Origin of the sequence: Streptomyces sp. NPDC017225, from assembly GCF_044331465.1 — a bacterium.
Lineage (GTDB): Bacteria > Actinomycetota > Actinomycetes > Streptomycetales > Streptomycetaceae > Streptomyces.
Genome location: NZ_JBIRNE010000002.1, coordinates 410,377 through 426,587 on the forward strand (window position 1 = coordinate 410,377; position 16,211 = coordinate 426,587).

At 72.1% G+C, this 16,211-nt stretch carries 17 protein-coding genes; 7 read left to right on the plus strand and 10 right to left on the minus strand.

Annotated features, from left to right (window positions below):
* Positions 1–75: 75 nt before the first annotated feature.
* From ACH4NX_RS05585 to paaI, 3 genes are all read right to left on the minus strand, one after another.
* Entirely contained in the window at positions 76–1,374 is a 1,299-nt protein-coding gene (locus ACH4NX_RS05585; protein ID WP_351391224.1) for an NAD(P)-binding domain-containing protein, read from the minus strand.
* 133 nt (positions 1,375–1,507) lie between these two features.
* A complete protein-coding gene (gene paaK / locus ACH4NX_RS05590; RefSeq protein WP_398126909.1) occupies positions 1,508–2,854 on the minus strand; it encodes a phenylacetate--CoA ligase PaaK in 1,347 nt (448 codons plus the stop codon).
* A complete protein-coding gene (gene paaI / locus ACH4NX_RS05595) occupies positions 2,851–3,264 on the minus strand; it encodes a hydroxyphenylacetyl-CoA thioesterase PaaI (RefSeq protein WP_398127166.1) in 414 nt (137 codons plus the stop codon). The genes paaK and paaI overlap by 4 nt, the downstream gene beginning before the upstream one ends.
* A gap of 227 nt (positions 3,265–3,491) precedes the next feature.
* Here paaI and paaA point away from each other — a divergent pair, with 227 nt between their 5' ends.
* Genes paaA through paaE form a run of 5 tightly spaced genes read left to right on the plus strand, consistent with a single transcriptional unit; the run spans position 3,492 to position 7,226 of the window.
* Positions 3,492–4,469, plus strand: coding sequence for a 1,2-phenylacetyl-CoA epoxidase subunit PaaA (gene paaA / locus ACH4NX_RS05600; RefSeq protein ID WP_351391219.1), 978 nt, complete (start codon positions 3,492–3,494; stop codon positions 4,467–4,469).
* Positions 4,466–4,759 (plus strand): 1,2-phenylacetyl-CoA epoxidase subunit PaaB, encoded by a 294-nt coding sequence (gene paaB / locus ACH4NX_RS05605; RefSeq protein ID WP_351391217.1) that lies wholly within the window; start codon positions 4,466–4,468, stop codon positions 4,757–4,759. The genes paaA and paaB overlap by 4 nt, the downstream gene beginning before the upstream one ends.
* Positions 4,760–4,768: 9 nt before the next feature.
* Positions 4,769–5,596: a 1,2-phenylacetyl-CoA epoxidase subunit PaaC gene (paaC, locus tag ACH4NX_RS05610; protein ID WP_351391214.1), complete on the plus strand. Its 828-nt coding sequence runs from the start codon at positions 4,769–4,771 to the stop codon at positions 5,594–5,596.
* Positions 5,590–6,105: a 1,2-phenylacetyl-CoA epoxidase subunit PaaD gene (gene paaD / locus ACH4NX_RS05615; protein WP_351391211.1), complete on the plus strand. Its 516-nt coding sequence runs from the start codon at positions 5,590–5,592 to the stop codon at positions 6,103–6,105. The genes paaC and paaD overlap by 7 nt, the downstream gene beginning before the upstream one ends.
* Positions 6,105–7,226 (plus strand): 1,2-phenylacetyl-CoA epoxidase subunit PaaE, encoded by a 1,122-nt coding sequence (gene paaE / locus ACH4NX_RS05620; RefSeq protein WP_398126908.1) that lies wholly within the window; start codon positions 6,105–6,107, stop codon positions 7,224–7,226. Before paaD ends, paaE begins: the two co-directional genes overlap by 1 nt.
* Positions 7,227–7,346: 120 nt before the next feature.
* Here paaE and ACH4NX_RS05625 read toward each other — a convergent pair whose 3' ends face one another.
* A complete protein-coding gene (locus tag ACH4NX_RS05625) occupies positions 7,347–8,252 on the minus strand; it encodes an aminoglycoside phosphotransferase family protein (RefSeq protein ID WP_398126907.1) in 906 nt (301 codons plus the stop codon).
* A 68-nt stretch (positions 8,253–8,320) separates the two neighbouring features.
* Positions 8,321–8,923: a TerB family tellurite resistance protein gene (locus ACH4NX_RS05630; RefSeq protein WP_351391359.1), complete on the minus strand. Its 603-nt coding sequence runs from the start codon at positions 8,921–8,923 to the stop codon at positions 8,321–8,323.
* 214 nt (positions 8,924–9,137) lie between these two features.
* Between ACH4NX_RS05630 and ACH4NX_RS05635 the strand changes: the two genes are divergently transcribed.
* The gene (locus tag ACH4NX_RS05635) at positions 9,138–9,614 is read left to right on the plus strand and encodes a GtrA family protein (RefSeq protein WP_398126906.1); all 477 of its coding nucleotides are present in this window, start codon (positions 9,138–9,140) and stop codon (positions 9,612–9,614) included.
* Between the two features lie 138 nt (positions 9,615–9,752).
* Here ACH4NX_RS05635 and ACH4NX_RS05640 read toward each other — a convergent pair whose 3' ends face one another.
* The 4 genes from ACH4NX_RS05640 to ACH4NX_RS05655 form a co-directional block, all read right to left on the minus strand.
* Positions 9,753–11,216: a HAMP domain-containing sensor histidine kinase gene (locus ACH4NX_RS05640; protein WP_351391202.1), complete on the minus strand. Its 1,464-nt coding sequence runs from the start codon at positions 11,214–11,216 to the stop codon at positions 9,753–9,755.
* Entirely contained in the window at positions 11,213–11,944 is a 732-nt protein-coding gene (locus ACH4NX_RS05645) for a response regulator transcription factor (RefSeq protein ID WP_398126905.1), read from the minus strand. Before ACH4NX_RS05645 ends, ACH4NX_RS05640 begins: the two co-directional genes overlap by 4 nt.
* A 100-nt stretch (positions 11,945–12,044) precedes the next feature.
* Positions 12,045–12,842, minus strand: coding sequence for an ABC transporter permease (locus ACH4NX_RS05650; protein WP_398126904.1), 798 nt, complete (start codon positions 12,840–12,842; stop codon positions 12,045–12,047).
* On the minus strand, positions 12,839–13,756 hold the full coding sequence (locus ACH4NX_RS05655; protein WP_398126903.1) for an ABC transporter ATP-binding protein: 918 nt from the start codon (positions 13,754–13,756) through the stop codon (positions 12,839–12,841). The genes ACH4NX_RS05650 and ACH4NX_RS05655 overlap by 4 nt, the downstream gene beginning before the upstream one ends.
* 561 nt (positions 13,757–14,317) lie before the next feature.
* Here ACH4NX_RS05655 and ACH4NX_RS05660 point away from each other — a divergent pair.
* On the plus strand, positions 14,318–15,247 hold the full coding sequence (locus ACH4NX_RS05660; RefSeq protein WP_398126902.1) for an SDR family oxidoreductase: 930 nt from the start codon (positions 14,318–14,320) through the stop codon (positions 15,245–15,247).
* A 35-nt stretch (positions 15,248–15,282) separates the two neighbouring features.
* Here the strand turns inward: ACH4NX_RS05660 and ACH4NX_RS05665 are convergent, their stop codons facing one another.
* Complete coding sequence (locus ACH4NX_RS05665; protein ID WP_351391192.1) at positions 15,283–16,191, minus strand: Gfo/Idh/MocA family oxidoreductase; 909 nt, start codon at positions 16,189–16,191, stop codon at positions 15,283–15,285.
* Positions 16,192–16,211 lie beyond the last annotated feature (20 nt).

The following is a 16,211-nucleotide window of genomic DNA, read 5'->3' on the forward strand; positions in this document are numbered from 1 at the left end:
CTCCCGGTGGAACGCACCGGGAGCCCTGGTCGCGAACATGGTGGCCGGACGCGGGCAACGGCGCCCGGCGGGCGGTCACACGGGCAGCGACTCCCGGAACTCCGCCAGATACGGGCCGACGTCCACCTGGATCGAGGCGCCCTGCGTACGGCCGTAGCGCTGGACGATGCCGGCCAGGTACGTGCCGATCTCCTCGCGCATCCCGTCCACCGCGGGCAGCTCGGCCTCCCCGTCGATGATCCCCGCCACCCACCGAGCCTGGGCCTCCACCAGCCGGGTGATCGCGCCCACGGGCCGGACGAGCCCGACGAAGTACAGGCCCGGCCGGTCGGCCGGGACGACCCGTCTGTACAGCTCGACCGAGCCGTCCGCCGCCACCGGACAGCCGGCGGGCAGGAACGGGAAGGTCATGTGGAAGCCGGTGCAGTACACGACGGCGTCCGCCGCCACCCGGGTGCCGTCGGTGAACACGACCCGGTCGCCGTCGAAGGAGGCGATCGCGGGCTTCGGCGTCACCGCGCCGTGCCGGATCCGGCTGAGGATCTCGTCCGAGAGGGTCGTGGCGGAGGAGAAGAGCGGATGGTCGGGCTCCGGCAGGCCGTAGTCCGCCAGCCTGCCGCGAGCGACGAGCAGGGCCTCCTCGGCCCACTTGCGCCGCTCGGCGAAGGACATCTCGTTCCACCAGGGCGCTTCGGCGATCTCGTCGAGCGACTTCCCGTACAGCTGCTTGGGCACGATGTGCAGGCCCCGGCGCACCGAGAGGACGGTCTCGGCGGCGTGCCGCGACAGGTCCGCGGCGATGTCCACCGCCGAGGCGCCGAGACCCACCACGACGACGCGCCGACCGGCGAAGTCACCGCCGTCCCGGTAGTCGAGGGAGTGCAGGATCCTTCCGGTGAAGGACTCGGAACCCGCCGGGAGCGTGTCGGGCAGCGCGGGGTCGGTGTGGTGTCCCGACGCGACGATCACCCGCTCGAACCGCCGCGACGTCGTCGCGCCGTCCGCGTCCCGGCTGACGACGGTCCACATGCCGTCCGCGTCCTGCCCCACGGACACGACCTCGGTCCGCAGCTCGACGTTCTCCCGTATGCCCGCCCATTCGGCGAAGGACCGCAGATAGGCGGCGAACTGGCTGTGCCGGGGGTAGAGCGGGTACGAGTCCGGCATCGGGAAGCCGGCGTAACCGGTCAGCTGCTTGGCGGTGTTGAGATGCAGCGACAGGTACCCGGGGCCCCGCTCGCCGGCCTCCGGCTGACGCCAGATCCCGCCCACGTCGGGAGCCCTCTCCAGGCAGACGAACCCGATGCCCCGCTCCTTGAGGGCGTGGGCCACCGCCAGCCCCGACAGACCTGCACCGATCACACACACACGCACGGGATTTACCCCCAGGACGTACTCAATCTCCCCCGATCATGCATTCACTGCCCATCCGCATCACCGCGCACACCAGCACGAGAGGTGAACAGACGTGTCGGTGCTCACGTTTCGCCCCGCTGCGGGACGAAGGTCATGCCCGGCGCAGATCCCTGACCCGGCGGAGCTTGCCGAGCGAGCGCTCCAGGGTCTCCGGGTCGACGATCTCCACCTCCACGGTGACGCCCACGCCGTCCTTGACGCCCTGGCCGATCGCCCTGGCGGCGGCCTCGCGCTGCTCGGGACCGGTGCCCGGGCGGGCCTCGACGCGCACGGTCATGTGGTCCATCCGGCCGCGCTCGGTGAGCCGGATCTGGAAGTGCGGGGCGACGCCGGGCGTGCGCAGCACGATCTCCTCGATCTGGGTGGGGAAGACGTTCACCCCGCGCAGGATGATCATGTCGTCGCAGCGGCCGGTGACCTTCCGCATCCGGCGGAATGCGGGCCGTGCGGTGCCTGGCAGCAGCCGCGACAAATCGCGCGTGCGGTACCGGATCACCGGGAGCGCCTCCTTGGTGAGCGAGGTGAAGACCACCTCGCCCTCCTCGCCCTCGGCGAGCACGGCGTCCGTGAGCGGGTCGACCACCTCCGGGTAGAAGTGGTCCTCCCACACGTGCAGCCCGTCCTTGGTCTCGGCACACTCCTGTGCCACGCCGGGGCCGATCACCTCGGACAGCCCGTATATGTCGACGGCGTGGATGTCCATGCGCTCCTCGATCTCGCGGCGCATCTCCTCGGTCCACGGCTCGGCACCGAAGATGCCGACCTCCAGTGACGTGGTACGCGGATCGACGCCCTGCCGCTCGAACTCGTCGAGCAGGGTGAGCATGTAGGACGGGGTGACCATGATGATCTCGGGCCGGAAGTCCTGGATGATCTGCACCTGCCGCGCCGTCATGCCGCCGGACGCCGGGATCACCGTGCACCCGGCGCGTTCGGCGCCGTAGTGCGCGCCGAGGCCTCCGGTGAACAGCCCGTAGCCGTAGGAGATGTGCACCTTGTGGCCCGGCCGGCCGCCCGCCGCCCGGATGGAGCGGGCGATGACGTCCGCCCACATCGACAGGTCGTTGTCCGTGTAACCGACGACCGTGGCACGGCCGGTGGTGCCGCTGGAGGCGTGCACCCGCCGCACGTCGGCCATCGGGACGGCGAACATGCCGAAGGGGTAGGTGTCCCGCAGGTCGGCCTTGGTGGTGAAGGGGAACCGGGCCAGGTCCGCCAGGCTTCGGCAGTCGTCGGGCGTCACTCCGGCGGCGTCGAACTTCCCGCGGTACAGCTCCACGTTCTCGTAGGCGTGCCGCAGCGTCGTGCGCAGCCGGTCGAGCTGGAGTTCTTGGAGCTGCTCACGGGACAGCCGCTCGGCGTCGTCCAGCAGGTCGTGGGGCTGGGGCTCCCCGCGGCGGGGTGCCGGGGACGTCCCGGTCGTCGGCTCGCTGCTCATCGCGACTCCTTCGTCGTCGTGCCCGGCGTCTCGCGCGCCGTAGTGTCCCGCACGCCGCGGCTGCGTCCGCGGAACTCCGCGATCACCTCTCCGGCGCGCCGCACGGTCACGTCGTAGACGCCGCTGCGGCCGAACCGGGCGCGTTCCTCGGCGCTCGCCACGAGCACGTCGCCCTCGCGGGCCGGCGCGACGAAGACGATGTCGGCGCCCGCCGCCACGGTCACCGGGCCGTGGCTGTTGCAGGCGCAGGCGAAGGCGGTGTCGGCGAGCAGGAACAGGTAGCCGCCGTGGGCGATCCGGTGGCCGTTCACCATCGCCGGAGTCACGGTCATACGGAGTACGGCGCTTCCCTCGCCGTGCTCGACCAGCTCGATGCCCAGCCGCCGGGACGCCTCGTCCGCGGCGAGCATCACCTCCGTGGACGTCGGCCCAGCGGCCTGCGACACCCTTCCCACCACGTGCTCCCACCACCTCGTCTTCCCGACCGATCATTCGGTCAGCGCATGGCAGGGCCCAGTAATCCAGTCGTCCGGTCGCCGTGTCAAGAGTGTGGCCGGTGTGCGTACGGGTCTTGCCCGGCACCGGGAAACGCGTCACACTGATACCGAACGAATGGTCGGTTGGGAAGCTGGTGACGATGACCACGACACACGCCGCCGAGGCGCCGCCCCCGGACGGGCTGCAGGAGCACTTCGACGCGACGATCGCGCGCGACCAGCGCGTCGAACCGCGCGACTGGATGCCGGACGGCTACCGGAAGACGCTGATCCGGCAGATCGCCCAGCACGCCCACTCGGAGATCATCGGCATGCAGCCGGAGGGCGAGTGGATCACCCGGGCGCCGTCGCTGCGCCGCAAGGCGATCCTGTTCGCCAAGGTCCAGGACGAGGCCGGCCACGGGCTGTACCTGTACTCGGCGGCCGAGACGCTCGGCGCGGACCGCGACGACCTCACCGAGCGGCTGATCGAGGGGCGCCAGAAGTACTCGTCGATCTTCAACTACCCGACCCCGAGCTTCGCCGACGTCGGCGTGATCGGCTGGTTCGTGGACGGCGCCGCGATCTGCAACCAGGTACCGCTGTGCCGCAGCTCGTACGGGCCGTACGCGCGCGCGATGGTGCGCATCTGCAAGGAGGAGTCCTTCCACCAGCGGCAGGGCTACGAGCTGCTGATGACGATGATGCGCGGCACCGACGCCCAGCGGGAGATGGTCCAGGACGCGGTGAACCGCTGGTGGTGGCCGTCCCTGATGATGTTCGGCCCGCCCGACGACGCCTCGCCCAACTCGGCGCGGTCGATGGCCTGGAAGATCAAGCGGCACAGCAACGACGAACTGCGCCGCCGCTTCGTCGACATGACCGTCCCGCAGGCCGAGAAGCTCGGCGTCACCCTGCCCGACCCCCAGCTGCGCTGGAACGAGGAGACGGGGCACCACGACTTCGGCACCCCCGACTGGGACGAGCTGACGCGCGTCATCAAGGGCGACGGCCCGTGCAACGAGCAGCGGATCCGGCGGCGGCGGACCGCCCACGAGGAGGGCGCCTGGGTGCGCGAGGCGGCCACCGCCCACGCGGCCAAGCAGGCGGCCCGCACGCAGAAGGGAGCGGCGGCATGAGCGCCGACAAGCGGGGCTGGCCGCTGTACGAGGTGTTCGTGCGCGGCAAGCGCGGCCTCAACCACGTCCACGTCGGCTCGCTGCACGCCGCCGACGACACGATGGCCCTCACCCACGCCCGCGACCTCTACACCCGGCGCAACGAGGGCGTGAGCATCTGGGTCGTGCGCTCCGAGCACATCGCCGCCTCCACCCGCGACGAGAAGGACCCCTTCTTCGCGCCCAGCGCCGACAAGGTCTACCGCCACCCCACCTTCTACGACATCCCCGACGACGTCCCCCACATCTAGGAGCAGGGCATGAGTGACGACCACGTCTACCTGACCCTGGCCGAGGGACACGAGGACGACACCCGCTGGGCCTACGGCACCGGCTTCGAGGACCCGCTGCACGGCGTCGACACCACCGTGCCCGAGGGAGTCGACGCCGGCGAGCTGGCCGCGGACTGCGTGGCGCTCGCCGACGACGCCCTGGTCTCGGCGCAGCGGCTCGCCGAGTGGGTCACGCGCGCGCCGGAGCTGGAGGAGGAGGTGGCGCTGGCCAACATCGGCCTCGACCTCCTCGGCCAGGCCCGCCTGCTCTACGCGCGCGCCGGCCAGGTCGACGGCACCGGCCGCGACGAGGACGCCTACGCCTACTTCCGGGACGCCGGCGACTTCCGCAACGTGACCCTGGCCGAACTGCCCGGCGGTGACTTCGCGTTCGCGATCGTGCGGCTGCTGGTGCTCTCCAGCTGGCGACTGGCCCACTTCCAGAGTCTCGAGGCCCACCCCGACCCCGTCCTCGCGGCGGTCGCGGCCAAGGGCGTCAAGGAGTTGACGTACCACCGGCAGTACGCCGCCGAGTGGGCCGTGCGGCTCGGCGACGGCACGGACGAGTCGCACCGCAGGACGCGCACGGCTCTGGAACAGGTCGCCCCGTACCTCGGCGAACTGCACACGGCGTACGACGTCCGGGACGAGGTCGCCGACGTCCTGCGTCAGGTCACCGAGGCGGCCGGACTGCCCCTGCCGGTGTACCGCCCGCTGCCCGGCTGCGGCCGCGCCGGCGAGCACACCGAACATCTGGCGCCGCTCCTCGCGGAGTTGCAGGGCGTCGCCCGCGCCCACCCGGAGGCGACATGGTGACCGACGGCCCCGCACTCCTGGACGTCCGCCGCGCCCGGCACGTCGCCGAGCGGGTGCCCGACCCCGAGCTGCCCATGCTGACCCTCGCCGACCTCGGCGTACTGCGCGGCGTCGAGGTGACCGGGGACGGCACCGTGGTGGCGAGCCTCACTCCCACCTACTCGGGGTGTCCGGCCATGGCCGAGATGCGGGCGGGCGTCGCCGCACGCCTGCGGGACGCGGGATACGCGCGCGTGGAGATCCGTACCGTCCTCGACCCGCCCTGGACCAGCGACTGGATCACCGAGGCCGGCCGCCGCAAGCTCGCCGAGCACGGTATCGCCCCGCCCGGCGCCGCGCCCCGCGGCCCGGTCTCCCTCGTCCTGTCACCCGTCCGGCCCGCGGTCCCCTGCCCCCGGTGCGGCTCGGCGGACACCGAGGAGACCTCCCGCTTCGCCGCCACGTCCTGCAAGGCGCTGTGGCGCTGCCGGGCCTGCCGCGAGCCGTTCGAGTACGTCAAGGAGATCTGATGGCCCCGACCGCCCCCGCCTCGGCGACCGCCTCCGGCCCGGCGCCGGCGCGCGTTCGCCGCCGCCCCGCCTTCCACCGACTGCGTGTCGCCGCCGTGCGGCGGCTGTGCGCGGACGCGGCGGCCGTGAGCTTCGAGATCCCGGACGAACTGGCCGAGGAGTTCGCCTTCGCCCCGGGGCAGTCGCTCACCCTGCGGCGCGAGATCGACGGCCGCGACGAGCGCCGCTCGTACTCGATCTGCGCACCGGCCGGCACGGACCCGCGCATCGGTGTCCGGGTGGTGCCGGGCGGTGTCTTCTCGTCGTGGCTGGTGAACGAGGTGCGTCCGGGCGACACCGTCGAGGTGATGGCCCCCACCGGCCTCTTCACACCCGACCTGACCACCCCCGGCCACCACGTGCTGATCGCCGCCGGCTCGGGCATCACGCCCATGGTGTCCATCGCGGAGTCGGTGCTGGCGGCCGACGACCGCTCGGCCGTCACCCTGTTCTACGGCAACCGCCGCACCGACACGGTGATGTTCGCCGACGAACTGGCCGACCTGAAGGACCTCCACCCGGCCCGTTTCCACCTGGCCCACGTGCTCTCCCGCGAACCCCGCGAGGCGGAGGTGCTCTCCGGCCGCCTGGACGCCGCACGGCTCTCGGCGCTCCTCGCCTCCCTGGTGGACGTGGAGAGCGCTGACCACTGGTGGCTGTGCGGCCCGCAGGGCATGGTCGCCGACGCCCAGCAGGTGCTGACCGGCCTCGGCGTCCCGGCGGGCCGCGTCCACCGGGAGCTGTTCCACGCAGAGGACGAGCCGGTGCGCGAGGTCCACCACGAGGAGGCCGGCCCGCGGGGTCCCGTCAGCGAGGTCGTCATCACCCTGGACGGCCGCTCCACGACCTCCGCCCTCTCCCGGGATCGGTCCGTCCTCGACGGAGCCCAGCAGACCCGGCCCGACCTGCCCTTCGCCTGCAAGGGCGGCGTCTGCGGCACCTGCCGCGCCCTGGTGACCGACGGCAGGGTCGACATGCGCCGCAACTACGCCCTCGAAGCGGCGGAAGTCGAGGCCGGCTACGTCCTGACCTGCCAGTCGTACCCGGTCTCGGAGAAGCTGACCGTGGACTACGACAGCTGAGCGGACGGTACCCGCCTTCGGCCGGCGCGCTGGGGCGGGGCTGTCGCCGCCGGTGAGGGCGCGGGCCCGGTTCCGCCGCTAGCCTGACGGGGTGCCGCGCCGTGCGGGCGGGGGCGGTGCTCAGTCCTCCTCCGCCAGCACCGCCCGGATCACATGGCGGGCGTTGCCGGCCATCGCGGGATTGGTCTCCCGGTAGTACGGCAGCGCGATCAGCGCCTGGGAGAGCGTCCGTCCCCGGCCACGCCGCCAGGCCGCGTCGTCCACGCCGAGCGCCTCCCGGAAGACCTCCCGCGCACCCGCCGGCAGCAGGTTCCACGCCGGGAAGAGATCGCAGGCCGGGTCGCCCACTCCCGTGCAGCCGAAGTCGATCACCGAGGACAGTCTGCCGCCGTCCACCAACAGGTTGCCCGGCATCAGGTCGGCATGGAGCCAGACCGGCGGTCCGTCCCAGTCCGGGGCCCGCAGGGCGTCCTGCCACACGGCGGTCACGGCATCGCGGTCGATGCCTTCCTGGGGGAGGTCGCGCAACTCGCCGATCGCGGCCCGTGTCGACGCGTCGAGCGTGGCGAGCGGTCCGCCGCGATGGGCACCGGGTGCGTCCGGCAGAGTGATGCCCCGCATCGCCGTCACGAACCCGGCCAGATCACGGGCCAGAGCCTCGGGCTCGGTCAGTGCTCCGGCCTCCGGGAGCTCTCCGGGCAGCCACCGGTACACCGACCACGGCCACGGGTACCCCTCGGCGGGCTCACCGTCCCCGAGCACCTCGGGGACGGTGGCGGGCAGCAGGGGCGACAGGCGGGGCAGCCACCTCCGCTCCGCCAGCACGTCCCCGGCCCCGCCCTTGACCAGCGGCAGCCGTACGACCATGTCGTCGCCCAGCCGGTACATCGCGTTGACCGTGCCCCCGGACGGGAAGCGCTCGACGGGCAGCCCCGTCCACTGCGGGAACTGCCCGGCGACCAGGCGCCGTACGAGACGGTCGTCGAGGGGGTGGAGGTCCGGATGCATCCGCTGCCCTGAACTCATGGGCGTCATCCGATCCCTCGGCGCCGACGACCGTCAAGCGCGTTTCCGTCCGTGGGACGGGCCAGGGGTCAGACGCCGAACTCCGAGGGGGACACACCGAGGGCGGTGCACGCCTCGCGGATCGCGTACTGCTCGGACGGCTCGAATACGCCGTCGGCCCCGGCGATGACCATGCCGGTCTGGATGACCGCGCGGGCCTCCGCGGGCTTCTTGGCGGCCTTGGCGATCACCTGCAGGGCCTCGCTCTTGCCCATCTCGAAGTTGCCGACGAGGCGGTCCACATGCTGGTTGAACCGCTGACGGAGCTGGTCCGCCGGGAAGTTCTGCAGGACCTCGTTGGAAACGATCAGCTCCTCCACGCGCTGCCGCTCGGCCGGCTCCACCTGTCCGTCGGCCGCGGCGACCAGCGCGCACATGGCCATACTGGCGTCCCGGTAGGCGCCGCTCTTGAGTTCGGTCTTGACCGACGCGAGCTGGGTCTTGAACATCCCGATCAGCTGGGCCTTGGAGCCGCCGGAGGACGAGCCCGGCTGTCCGGCCCCCTGGTGGGGCTGATGGCCCTGCGGTCCCTGATGTCCCTGCGGTCCCTGCCCGGGTCCGCTCGCTCCTCGAGTGCCCTGGGACTGCTGGAAGGTCTTGGCCTGGTCCTTGATCTTGTCCCACATCGCCACTCGTGCCACCTCGGCTTCTGTTGCTGCTGCGTATCCGTCTTGACCGTCTTGGCCCTCGGCCGCGATTCCTCGCGGCTACCAGGATGAACGCACCCGGGAGCCGCGCGGTTCCCACAAGGCAAAGACCAGGCAAAGTGTCTCACGGTGGCGTAGTAGGCTGCGCGGAATTCCAGCAGTTGACGATCGGTCGGTCGGCCGGGTGGGAGCGTGGCGTGTGGCTCGGCTGAAGGCGTCGTCGGCCGCTGCCGACGCCTGCGAGCCGCTCCGTGCCTCCTCCACACGGCGCACGGTCTGGTCGCGGGAGGTCGGCTGGTTCGTCGCGATCGGCATCGTGTCGACCGTCGGGCAGGCACTGCTGTACTGGGCGCTGCGCCTGTGGTGGCCCCCGGCCGCCGCCAACCTGGTCTCCCTGCTGGTGCTGACGGTGCTGAACACCGAAGCGAACCGGCGGCTGACGTTCCGGCACGCCGCCGCGGGGCCGGCCCGCGCCCACCTGGGAGCCGGTGGCCTCTTCCTGCTCGGCTATCTGTTCACGTCCGGTGCGGTGCTGTGGTTCAAGCACGCGGAGCCCGGCGCATCGCCCGCCGCCGAGACCGGGGTCCTCGCCGCCACGTCCCTCGCCGCCACCGTCGTACGCTTCGTCGTCCTGCGGCTGGCGGTCTTCGGCAGCCCCGCCCGCCGGCGACGCTGAACCGGGCGTCGCCCGTCGGCTTCGCCGCGCCGGACGTGCCCGGGCACCTGATCGAGGTCGAGGCCACCGAGGTCGTCGACCGAACAGCCGTTCCGTGGCCCGACCGCACGCTCCGAGCCGGCTCAGCCCCCTGCCGGCTCAGCCCTGGGCCGGCAGGGGGAGTGTCAGCCGGAAGCGTGCGCCCTCGCCGACCCCTGTCTCCAACTCGATGTCGCCGCCGTGTGCCCGGGCGAGGGAACGGGCGATGGCGAGACCGAGCCCGGCGTTGGTGCCGTCCGAGCGGCTCCGGGAACGGTCGGCCCGGTAGAAGCGGTCGAACACGCGATCCGCCTGCCCGGCCGTCAGCCCCGGCCCTTCGTCGGCCACTTCGAGCACGCCGCGACCACCCTCCGTGCCGACGCCGATCCTGACCGGTGTTCCCGGCGGGGTGTGGGCGACGGCGTTCCCCACCAGGTTGGTGACGACCTGCCGCAGCCGGGCCTCGTCGGCGTGGACGGGGGCCGGGCCGGGCGGGCCGACGCCTCCCGGCCCGGTGAGTTCCACCGGTCGGGACGGGTCGAGGGCGCGCAGGTCGTGGCGGGCGCCGCCCGCGAGAGTGCGCAGGTCCATCGGGGCCGGATCGAGCTGTCCCTCGGGCGCCTCGTCGAGCTGGGCGAGCAGCAGCAGGTCCTCGGTGAGGGCGGTGAGCCGGGTGGCCTCCCGCCGGATGCGGTGCATCGCCTCGTCGACGTCGGACCGCTCCGGCAGCGCGCCCATCCGGTAGAGCTCGGTGGTCCCCTTGATGCCGAAGAGCGGGGTGCGCAGCTCGTGACTGACGTCCGCGACGAAGGCACGCATCCGCGCCTCGGACGCGGCCCGGTCGGCGAAGGCTCGCTCGAGCTGGCCGAGCATCGTGTTGAGCGACGCCGCGAGGTGGCCGATCTCCGTACCGGGCGGAGCGAGCCCGGGCACGCGCCGGGCGAGGTCCCCGTCGGCGATCGCGGCCGCTGTGTGCTCGATGCGGCGCAACGGACCCAGGCCCCGGCCGAGCGCGAACCAGCCGACTCCCGTCAGCAGCACGAGCAGGACGGCACCGCTGATCACGCTGCTGGTGCGGAGCCGGTCGATGGTGGCGTCGGCCTCCGCGAGCGGCGCCGCCGCGACCACCGTTGCGTCCCTCGCGTCGGTCGGCCGGGCGACGGCCCGCCAGCGTTCCGAGCCGCTCGCGGACCGGAGATCGACGGCCGTGGCGTCGGTGGGGACCGTGCGCAGCTCGTCGGACGGCGGCAGGAACGAGCTGTCCAGTCCCGGCGTGTGAACGCGTCGCGTCACCTCGCCGTCCGCGTCCAGGAACACCAGGTACGGGGCGCCGAGCAGGTCGAGGCCGGGGCCGAGCAGTTCGGGGCGGGCGGCGGGGTCCTCGATTTCGGACGGCCCGATGGCGGAACCTCGCTGGATGAGCGCGGTGAGCGAGCGCAACTGGCTGTCGAGCCGGTCGAGTTGATAGTCCTGCAAGCGGTCGGAGACGGCCGCGCTGATCAGACTCAGTCCGGTCAGCAGCAGCCCGGTGGTGAGCAGCAGCAGCCTGGCCCGCAGCGAGAACCGGCTCAGCAGGCGCCTCATCGCCGGGGCTGCCGCATCACGTAGCCGACACCGTGCACGGTGTGGATGAGCTTCGGCTCCTCGGTGTCGACCTTGCGGCGCAGATACGAGATGTAGGTGTCGACGATGCTGGCGTCCCCGCCGAAGTCGTAGCGCCACACCCGGTCGAGGATCTGGGCCTTGGACACCACACGCCCGGCGTTCTCCATCAGATACCGCAGCAGCCGGAACTCCGTGGCGGAGACACGGACGGGCAGCCCCGCCCGCGTCACCTGGTGCCCCTCGGCGTCGAGCGTCAGCGTGCCCACCGTCAGCACATCGGTCTGGAGGCCCGTGGTACGGCGGAGGATCGCGCGGATGCGGGCGATCAGCTCCTCCAGGTCGAACGGCTTCGTCACGTAGTCGTCGGCGCCGAGGGAGAGCCCGGTGACCTTGTCCGCCTGCCGGTCCCGGGCGGTCAGGAAGAGGACGGGCACCGGTCCGCCACGACCGGCCGGGCGCCGGTCGCGCAGCCGCCGGACCACCTCGAAGCCGTCCATGTCCGGCAGCATGACGTCGAGCAGCACCAGGTCCGGGGGCTCCTCGGTGGCCGCGGCGACCGCATCGGTGCCGGTCGCCGCGGAGGCCACCCGGAATCCGGCGAAACGCAGTGCCGCGCAGAGCAGCTCCCGGACAGTGGCCTCGTCGTCCACCACCAGCAGCTGCTCGGCACCCCCTTGAGGCGTCACCGTCCCACCCGACCGTTCCATGCCGGCCAGGATACGGAGGCCGGGCCGCGGAACCCGTACCCTCGTGGCGCCGCGGTCCCACTCACCCCGGCCATCCCTGGCGTCCCGGCCATCTCGGGCGTCACACGTCGCGGCGTCGGAAGACGACGAACGCGGAGACCAGCACGGCGGCCACTCCCAGGCACATTCCGCCCAGGTTCAGCCAGGGGTGCGGGAAGTCGGGGTTCGGGACCGTCGTCAGGACCGCCGCCGCGCCCGCGGTGGGCCAGAAGTCGACCAGGCCCTGGAACGCCGAAGGGAAGAGGCCGGCCATGCCGGGGACCAGGAAGATGATCCCCACCAGGGTGGCGAGGGCTCCCGCCGTGGCCCGCATGATCGTGCCGAGACCTACGGCGAGCAGTGCGATGGCCGAGAGATAGAGCCCGCCGCCCGCCACGGCGGAGAGCACACCGGGGTCGCCCAGCCGTGCGTACGGCACCTCCTGCGTGGTGAGGAGGGCCTGTCCCAGGAGGAAGGCGGCGAACATCAGCACCTGACCCGCCACCAGGGTGACGGCCGCGGCCAGCACCACCTTGGCCGCCAGCAGCCGATGCCTGCGGGGCGTGGCGGTGAGCGACGTCTGCATCAGGCCGGTCGCGTACTCGGAGGTGACGACCACGATGCCCAGCACGCCGATGATCAACTGGGCGACGATGTACGTCGTCAGGCTGAGGTTGGTCGGATCCCAGGTCTGCCGTTCCGCGGCCGTCGCGGTCTTGTACTCCTGACCGGCGGACCTCATGGACACGGCCGTGATGCCGAGTCCGACCAGGAAGAGGCAGACCAGTGTGTACCAGGTGGAGCGCAGGCTGCGGAGTTTGATCCACTCTGAGCGGAGGGTGTGGGCGAAGGTCACCCCGGACGTGGTCGGCGCGCTCATGCTGCGGTCGCCCCCTCGTATTCGAGGCTGTCCTTGGTCATTTCCATGAAGACGTCCTCCAAGGAGGCGCGCTGCGGGGCGAGTTCGCTGAGCGCGACGCCGTGGTAGACGGCGAGTCTGCCGATGTCCTCGCTGGTCATGCCGGAGACGACGAGCGAGGACTCGCGACCGTCCCGAACGGTGGCCCCGGCGGCGGTCAGTCGTCGTGCGAACGCGCCGGGCTCGAGCGTGCGGACGAGTACGCTGCTCACCCCGTTGGTCTGCAGGAACTCGCTCATGCCGGTGTCGGCGATGATCCGGCCCCGGCCGATGACGATCAGATGGTCGGCGGTCTGCGCCATCTCGCTCATCAGGTGGCTGGAGACCAGTACCGCCCGGCCCTCGCGGGCGAGGGAACGCATGAAGGCCCGGATCCAGCGGATGCCTTCGGGGTCCAGTCCGTTCACCGGCTCGTCGAAGATCAGCACCTGTGGGTCGCCCAGCAGCGTGGCAGCGATACCGAGCCGCTGACGCATACCGAGCGAGAACCCGCCGACCCGCTTGCCGGCCACACCCTCCAGCCCGGTCCGGGCGAGCACCTCACGGACCTGGCCACGGGAGAGGCCGTTGCTCACCGCGAGGGACAGCAGATGGTCGTACGCCTTCCGGCTGCCGTGGACGGCGCCGGCGTCGAGCAGCGCGCCCACCTCCGTCAGCGGTACGGGAAGGTCGCGGTAGCCACGACCGCCGATGGTGACCGAACCCCGGGTGGGGGCTGCCAGACCCATGATCATCTTCATGGTGGTGGACTTGCCCGCGCCGTTCGGGCCGAGGAAGCCGGTCACCTGCCCGGGTTCCACGGTGAACGACAGGTCGTCCACCACGGTGTCGGGCCCGTACCGCTTGGTCAGTCCCTGTACGTCGATCCTTGTCATGGCCGAGATCCTGACGGGCCGGGCCGACCGGTTCCTGGGAGCTTCTGGGAGAACTCTGGGAATCCGGCGCTCCCGCAGCGTACCGCCCGCCGGCCGCCCGCGGCCGGGGCACCTCACTCACAGGAAACGCCAAGTGCGGCCGGCCGGGATCCAGGTCGCACGCCACGCCGGGAACGACGGCACCGCACGCCGGGGACCGGGTGGCCCCAGTCGGGCACAGCGAAACAGCGACACCCACCGGCGGGGTGGGGCTTGGCGACGGAGCAGAGCCGGGCGACGGCAGAGGGCGGGTGGCCACGGAGGGTCAGGAGGGAAGCCGGCGGTCCTGTCGGACCGGGGCGCGGAAAGGGGAGCCTCCTCGGAGGCGCGCATCGCCCCGGCCGGCATCGACCCCGCGTGTGTCCAGGACGGCGATCGGCGGCATCCGGGCCGTTGCCCGACCGGCTCTGCTCTCCCGCGGCCTCGGACGTGACTTGTTTGAGTGCCTGAGCTCGGGACATCCGATTGCCGGGCGCCGCCGGACGGTGGCGCCGACCGTGCGTGCGATCGTCTGGAGGCCGGATGGCGGAGAGGAACGGAACGGCGAGCGGACCGCTCGACCGTCCGGCGATGCCCCAGGAGGAGGCGGAGCTCTCTCCGCCCTACCGATTCCAGCGCCAGCGGCGCCCCGGGCTGGAAGAGCGGATGGAAGTGCGCCCGCGCTACCTCGCCCCCCACTACCGGGGCTCCGGAAAGCTCGCCGGGAAGGTCGCGCTGATCACCGGGGGAGACTCGGGGATCGGCCGTTCGGTCGCTGTCCTCTACGCCCGCGAAGGGGCCGACGTCGCCATCGTCTACCTGCCCGAGGAGCAGAGGGACGCCGACGACACCCGCAAGGCGGTCGAGAAGGAGGGCCGCGCCTGTCTGCTGCTGCCGGGCGACCTGTGCGAACCGGCCTTCTGCGCGGATGTCGTCGAACGCACCGTCGCGGAGCTGGGCGGCCTGAACGTCCTGGTCAGCAACGCCGCCTACCTCAACAGCCAGAACAGCCTCTCCGACCTGACCGCCGAGGACTTCGACCGGGTCTTCAAGACGAACGTCTACGCCTACTTCCACCTGGTGATGGCGGCCCTGCCGCACCTCTCCCACGGCGATGCCGTCATCGCCACCGCGTCCGAGGAGGCGCTCAAGGGCAGCGAGATGATGATGGACTACGCCGCCTCGAAGGCGGCCCTGGTCGTCTTCACCAAGTCCATCGCCCCCCACCTCGCCGAGCGCGGCGTCCGTGCCAACATCGTCTCCCCGGGGCCGACCTGGACGGTGCTCAACCTGGCGGGCCAGCGGTTCCCCGACGACTATCTGACGAACCTGGGAAGCTCGGCTCCCATGGGGCGGGTGGCCCAGCCGGAGGAGGTGGCTCCCGCGTACGTGTACCTGGCCTCCGACGCGGACTCCAGTTTCACCGTCGGTGAGGTCATCGCCGTCACCGGTGGTCTGACGGACACCCGCTGACGCGGCACCGGCGCGCCCGGCCGAGCCCCGCCGCCTCAGCCGTGGGCCGCCCGGTCCAGAAGGCTCTGGTCCAGAAGGCTCTGCAGGTGAAGGCCGCGCTGTGCGTCGAGCGCGGTCGGTGTGCCGGTGCGGACGGCCGTCGCGAAGTCGTGGCGCAGGATGGGCCAGCACTCCTCGTGGTCGATGCCGGCCGTGTCGTAGACCAGCGGGTGCCCGGGACCGAAGAGCTCGACGCGGGTGAGCGCGCGGGGGACGGCCACCGAGCCGGACAACGAAGCCTGGCTCACGGCCCCGTTCTCGTGTTCGCAGGTCAGCTCCACCCAGCGGCGCGGGTCGCCGGTGGCCCGGATGCGGGTGATGGGACCGACGGCGGCGTCCAGCAGGTCGACCAGGTGGGGGCCGAGGTCGAGCAGGGCGCCGTGTTCGAGGCGCCAGCCGGTGGCGAAGTCGCCTTGCAGGAAGGCGCCGTGGAGGTAGCACGAGCGGGCCCCGGCCACGTCGAAGGCGCGCGCGGCCTCAAGGAAGGCCCGCGTCGTCGGGTGATAGCGCTTGGTCAGCACGAGTTGGGAGACGACACCGGCTTCGGCGACCGCGTCGGCCACCCGGCGGGCCGCGGGCAGATCGGCACCGAGCGGCTTCTCCAGCAGCAGGGCCTTGCCTCGTCCGGCGGCCAATGGCGCCAGTTCGGCCTGGACCGCGGGCGGCACGGCGAAGGCCACGGCCTCGCAGTGGTCCAGCAACTCGTCGAAGTCCGCGGCCACATGGGCGGCGTAGGGAGCGGCGGTCTCGCGGGCGGCCTCCGTACGACGGGCCCAGACCGCGGCGAGCCGGGTCTCCGGCCCGGCGGCCAGCACGCGGGCGTGCATGGCCCGGGCCCAGGGGCCGGCACCGACGAGCCCGACCTCGACGGGCCGGTCGGTCCAGGGGGCGGGGGATGCGGTCACGGTGTTCCTGTCTTTCTGGA

Bases quoted from the DNA above. Each gene is read 5' to 3' on its own strand.
- paaD (WP_351391211.1), top strand. From the start codon at position 5,590: ATGGTGACCGACGGCCCCGCACTCCTGGACGTCCGCCGCGCCCGGCAC.
- ACH4NX_RS05640 (WP_351391202.1), bottom strand. From the start codon at position 11,216: ATGAGGCGCCTGCTGAGCCGGTTCTCGCTGCGGGCCAGGCTGCTGCTG.
- paaI (WP_398127166.1), bottom strand. From the start codon at position 3,264: ATGCTCGCCGCGGACGAGGCGTCCCGGCGGCTGGGCATCGAGCTGGTC.
- paaK (WP_398126909.1), bottom strand. From the start codon at position 2,854: ATGAGCAGCGAGCCGACGACCGGGACGTCCCCGGCACCCCGCCGCGGG.
- paaC (WP_351391214.1), top strand. From the start codon at position 4,769: ATGAGTGACGACCACGTCTACCTGACCCTGGCCGAGGGACACGAGGAC.
- paaE (WP_398126908.1), top strand. From the start codon at position 6,105: ATGGCCCCGACCGCCCCCGCCTCGGCGACCGCCTCCGGCCCGGCGCCG.
- ACH4NX_RS05655 (WP_398126903.1), bottom strand. From the start codon at position 13,756: ATGACAAGGATCGACGTACAGGGACTGACCAAGCGGTACGGGCCCGAC.
- ACH4NX_RS05625 (WP_398126907.1), bottom strand. From the start codon at position 8,252: ATGAGTTCAGGGCAGCGGATGCATCCGGACCTCCACCCCCTCGACGAC.
- paaA (WP_351391219.1), top strand. From the start codon at position 3,492: ATGACCACGACACACGCCGCCGAGGCGCCGCCCCCGGACGGGCTGCAG.
- paaB (WP_351391217.1), top strand. From the start codon at position 4,466: ATGAGCGCCGACAAGCGGGGCTGGCCGCTGTACGAGGTGTTCGTGCGC.
- ACH4NX_RS05660 (WP_398126902.1), top strand. From the start codon at position 14,318: ATGGCGGAGAGGAACGGAACGGCGAGCGGACCGCTCGACCGTCCGGCG.
- ACH4NX_RS05650 (WP_398126904.1), bottom strand. From the start codon at position 12,842: ATGAGCGCGCCGACCACGTCCGGGGTGACCTTCGCCCACACCCTCCGC.
- ACH4NX_RS05645 (WP_398126905.1), bottom strand. From the start codon at position 11,944: ATGGAACGGTCGGGTGGGACGGTGACGCCTCAAGGGGGTGCCGAGCAG.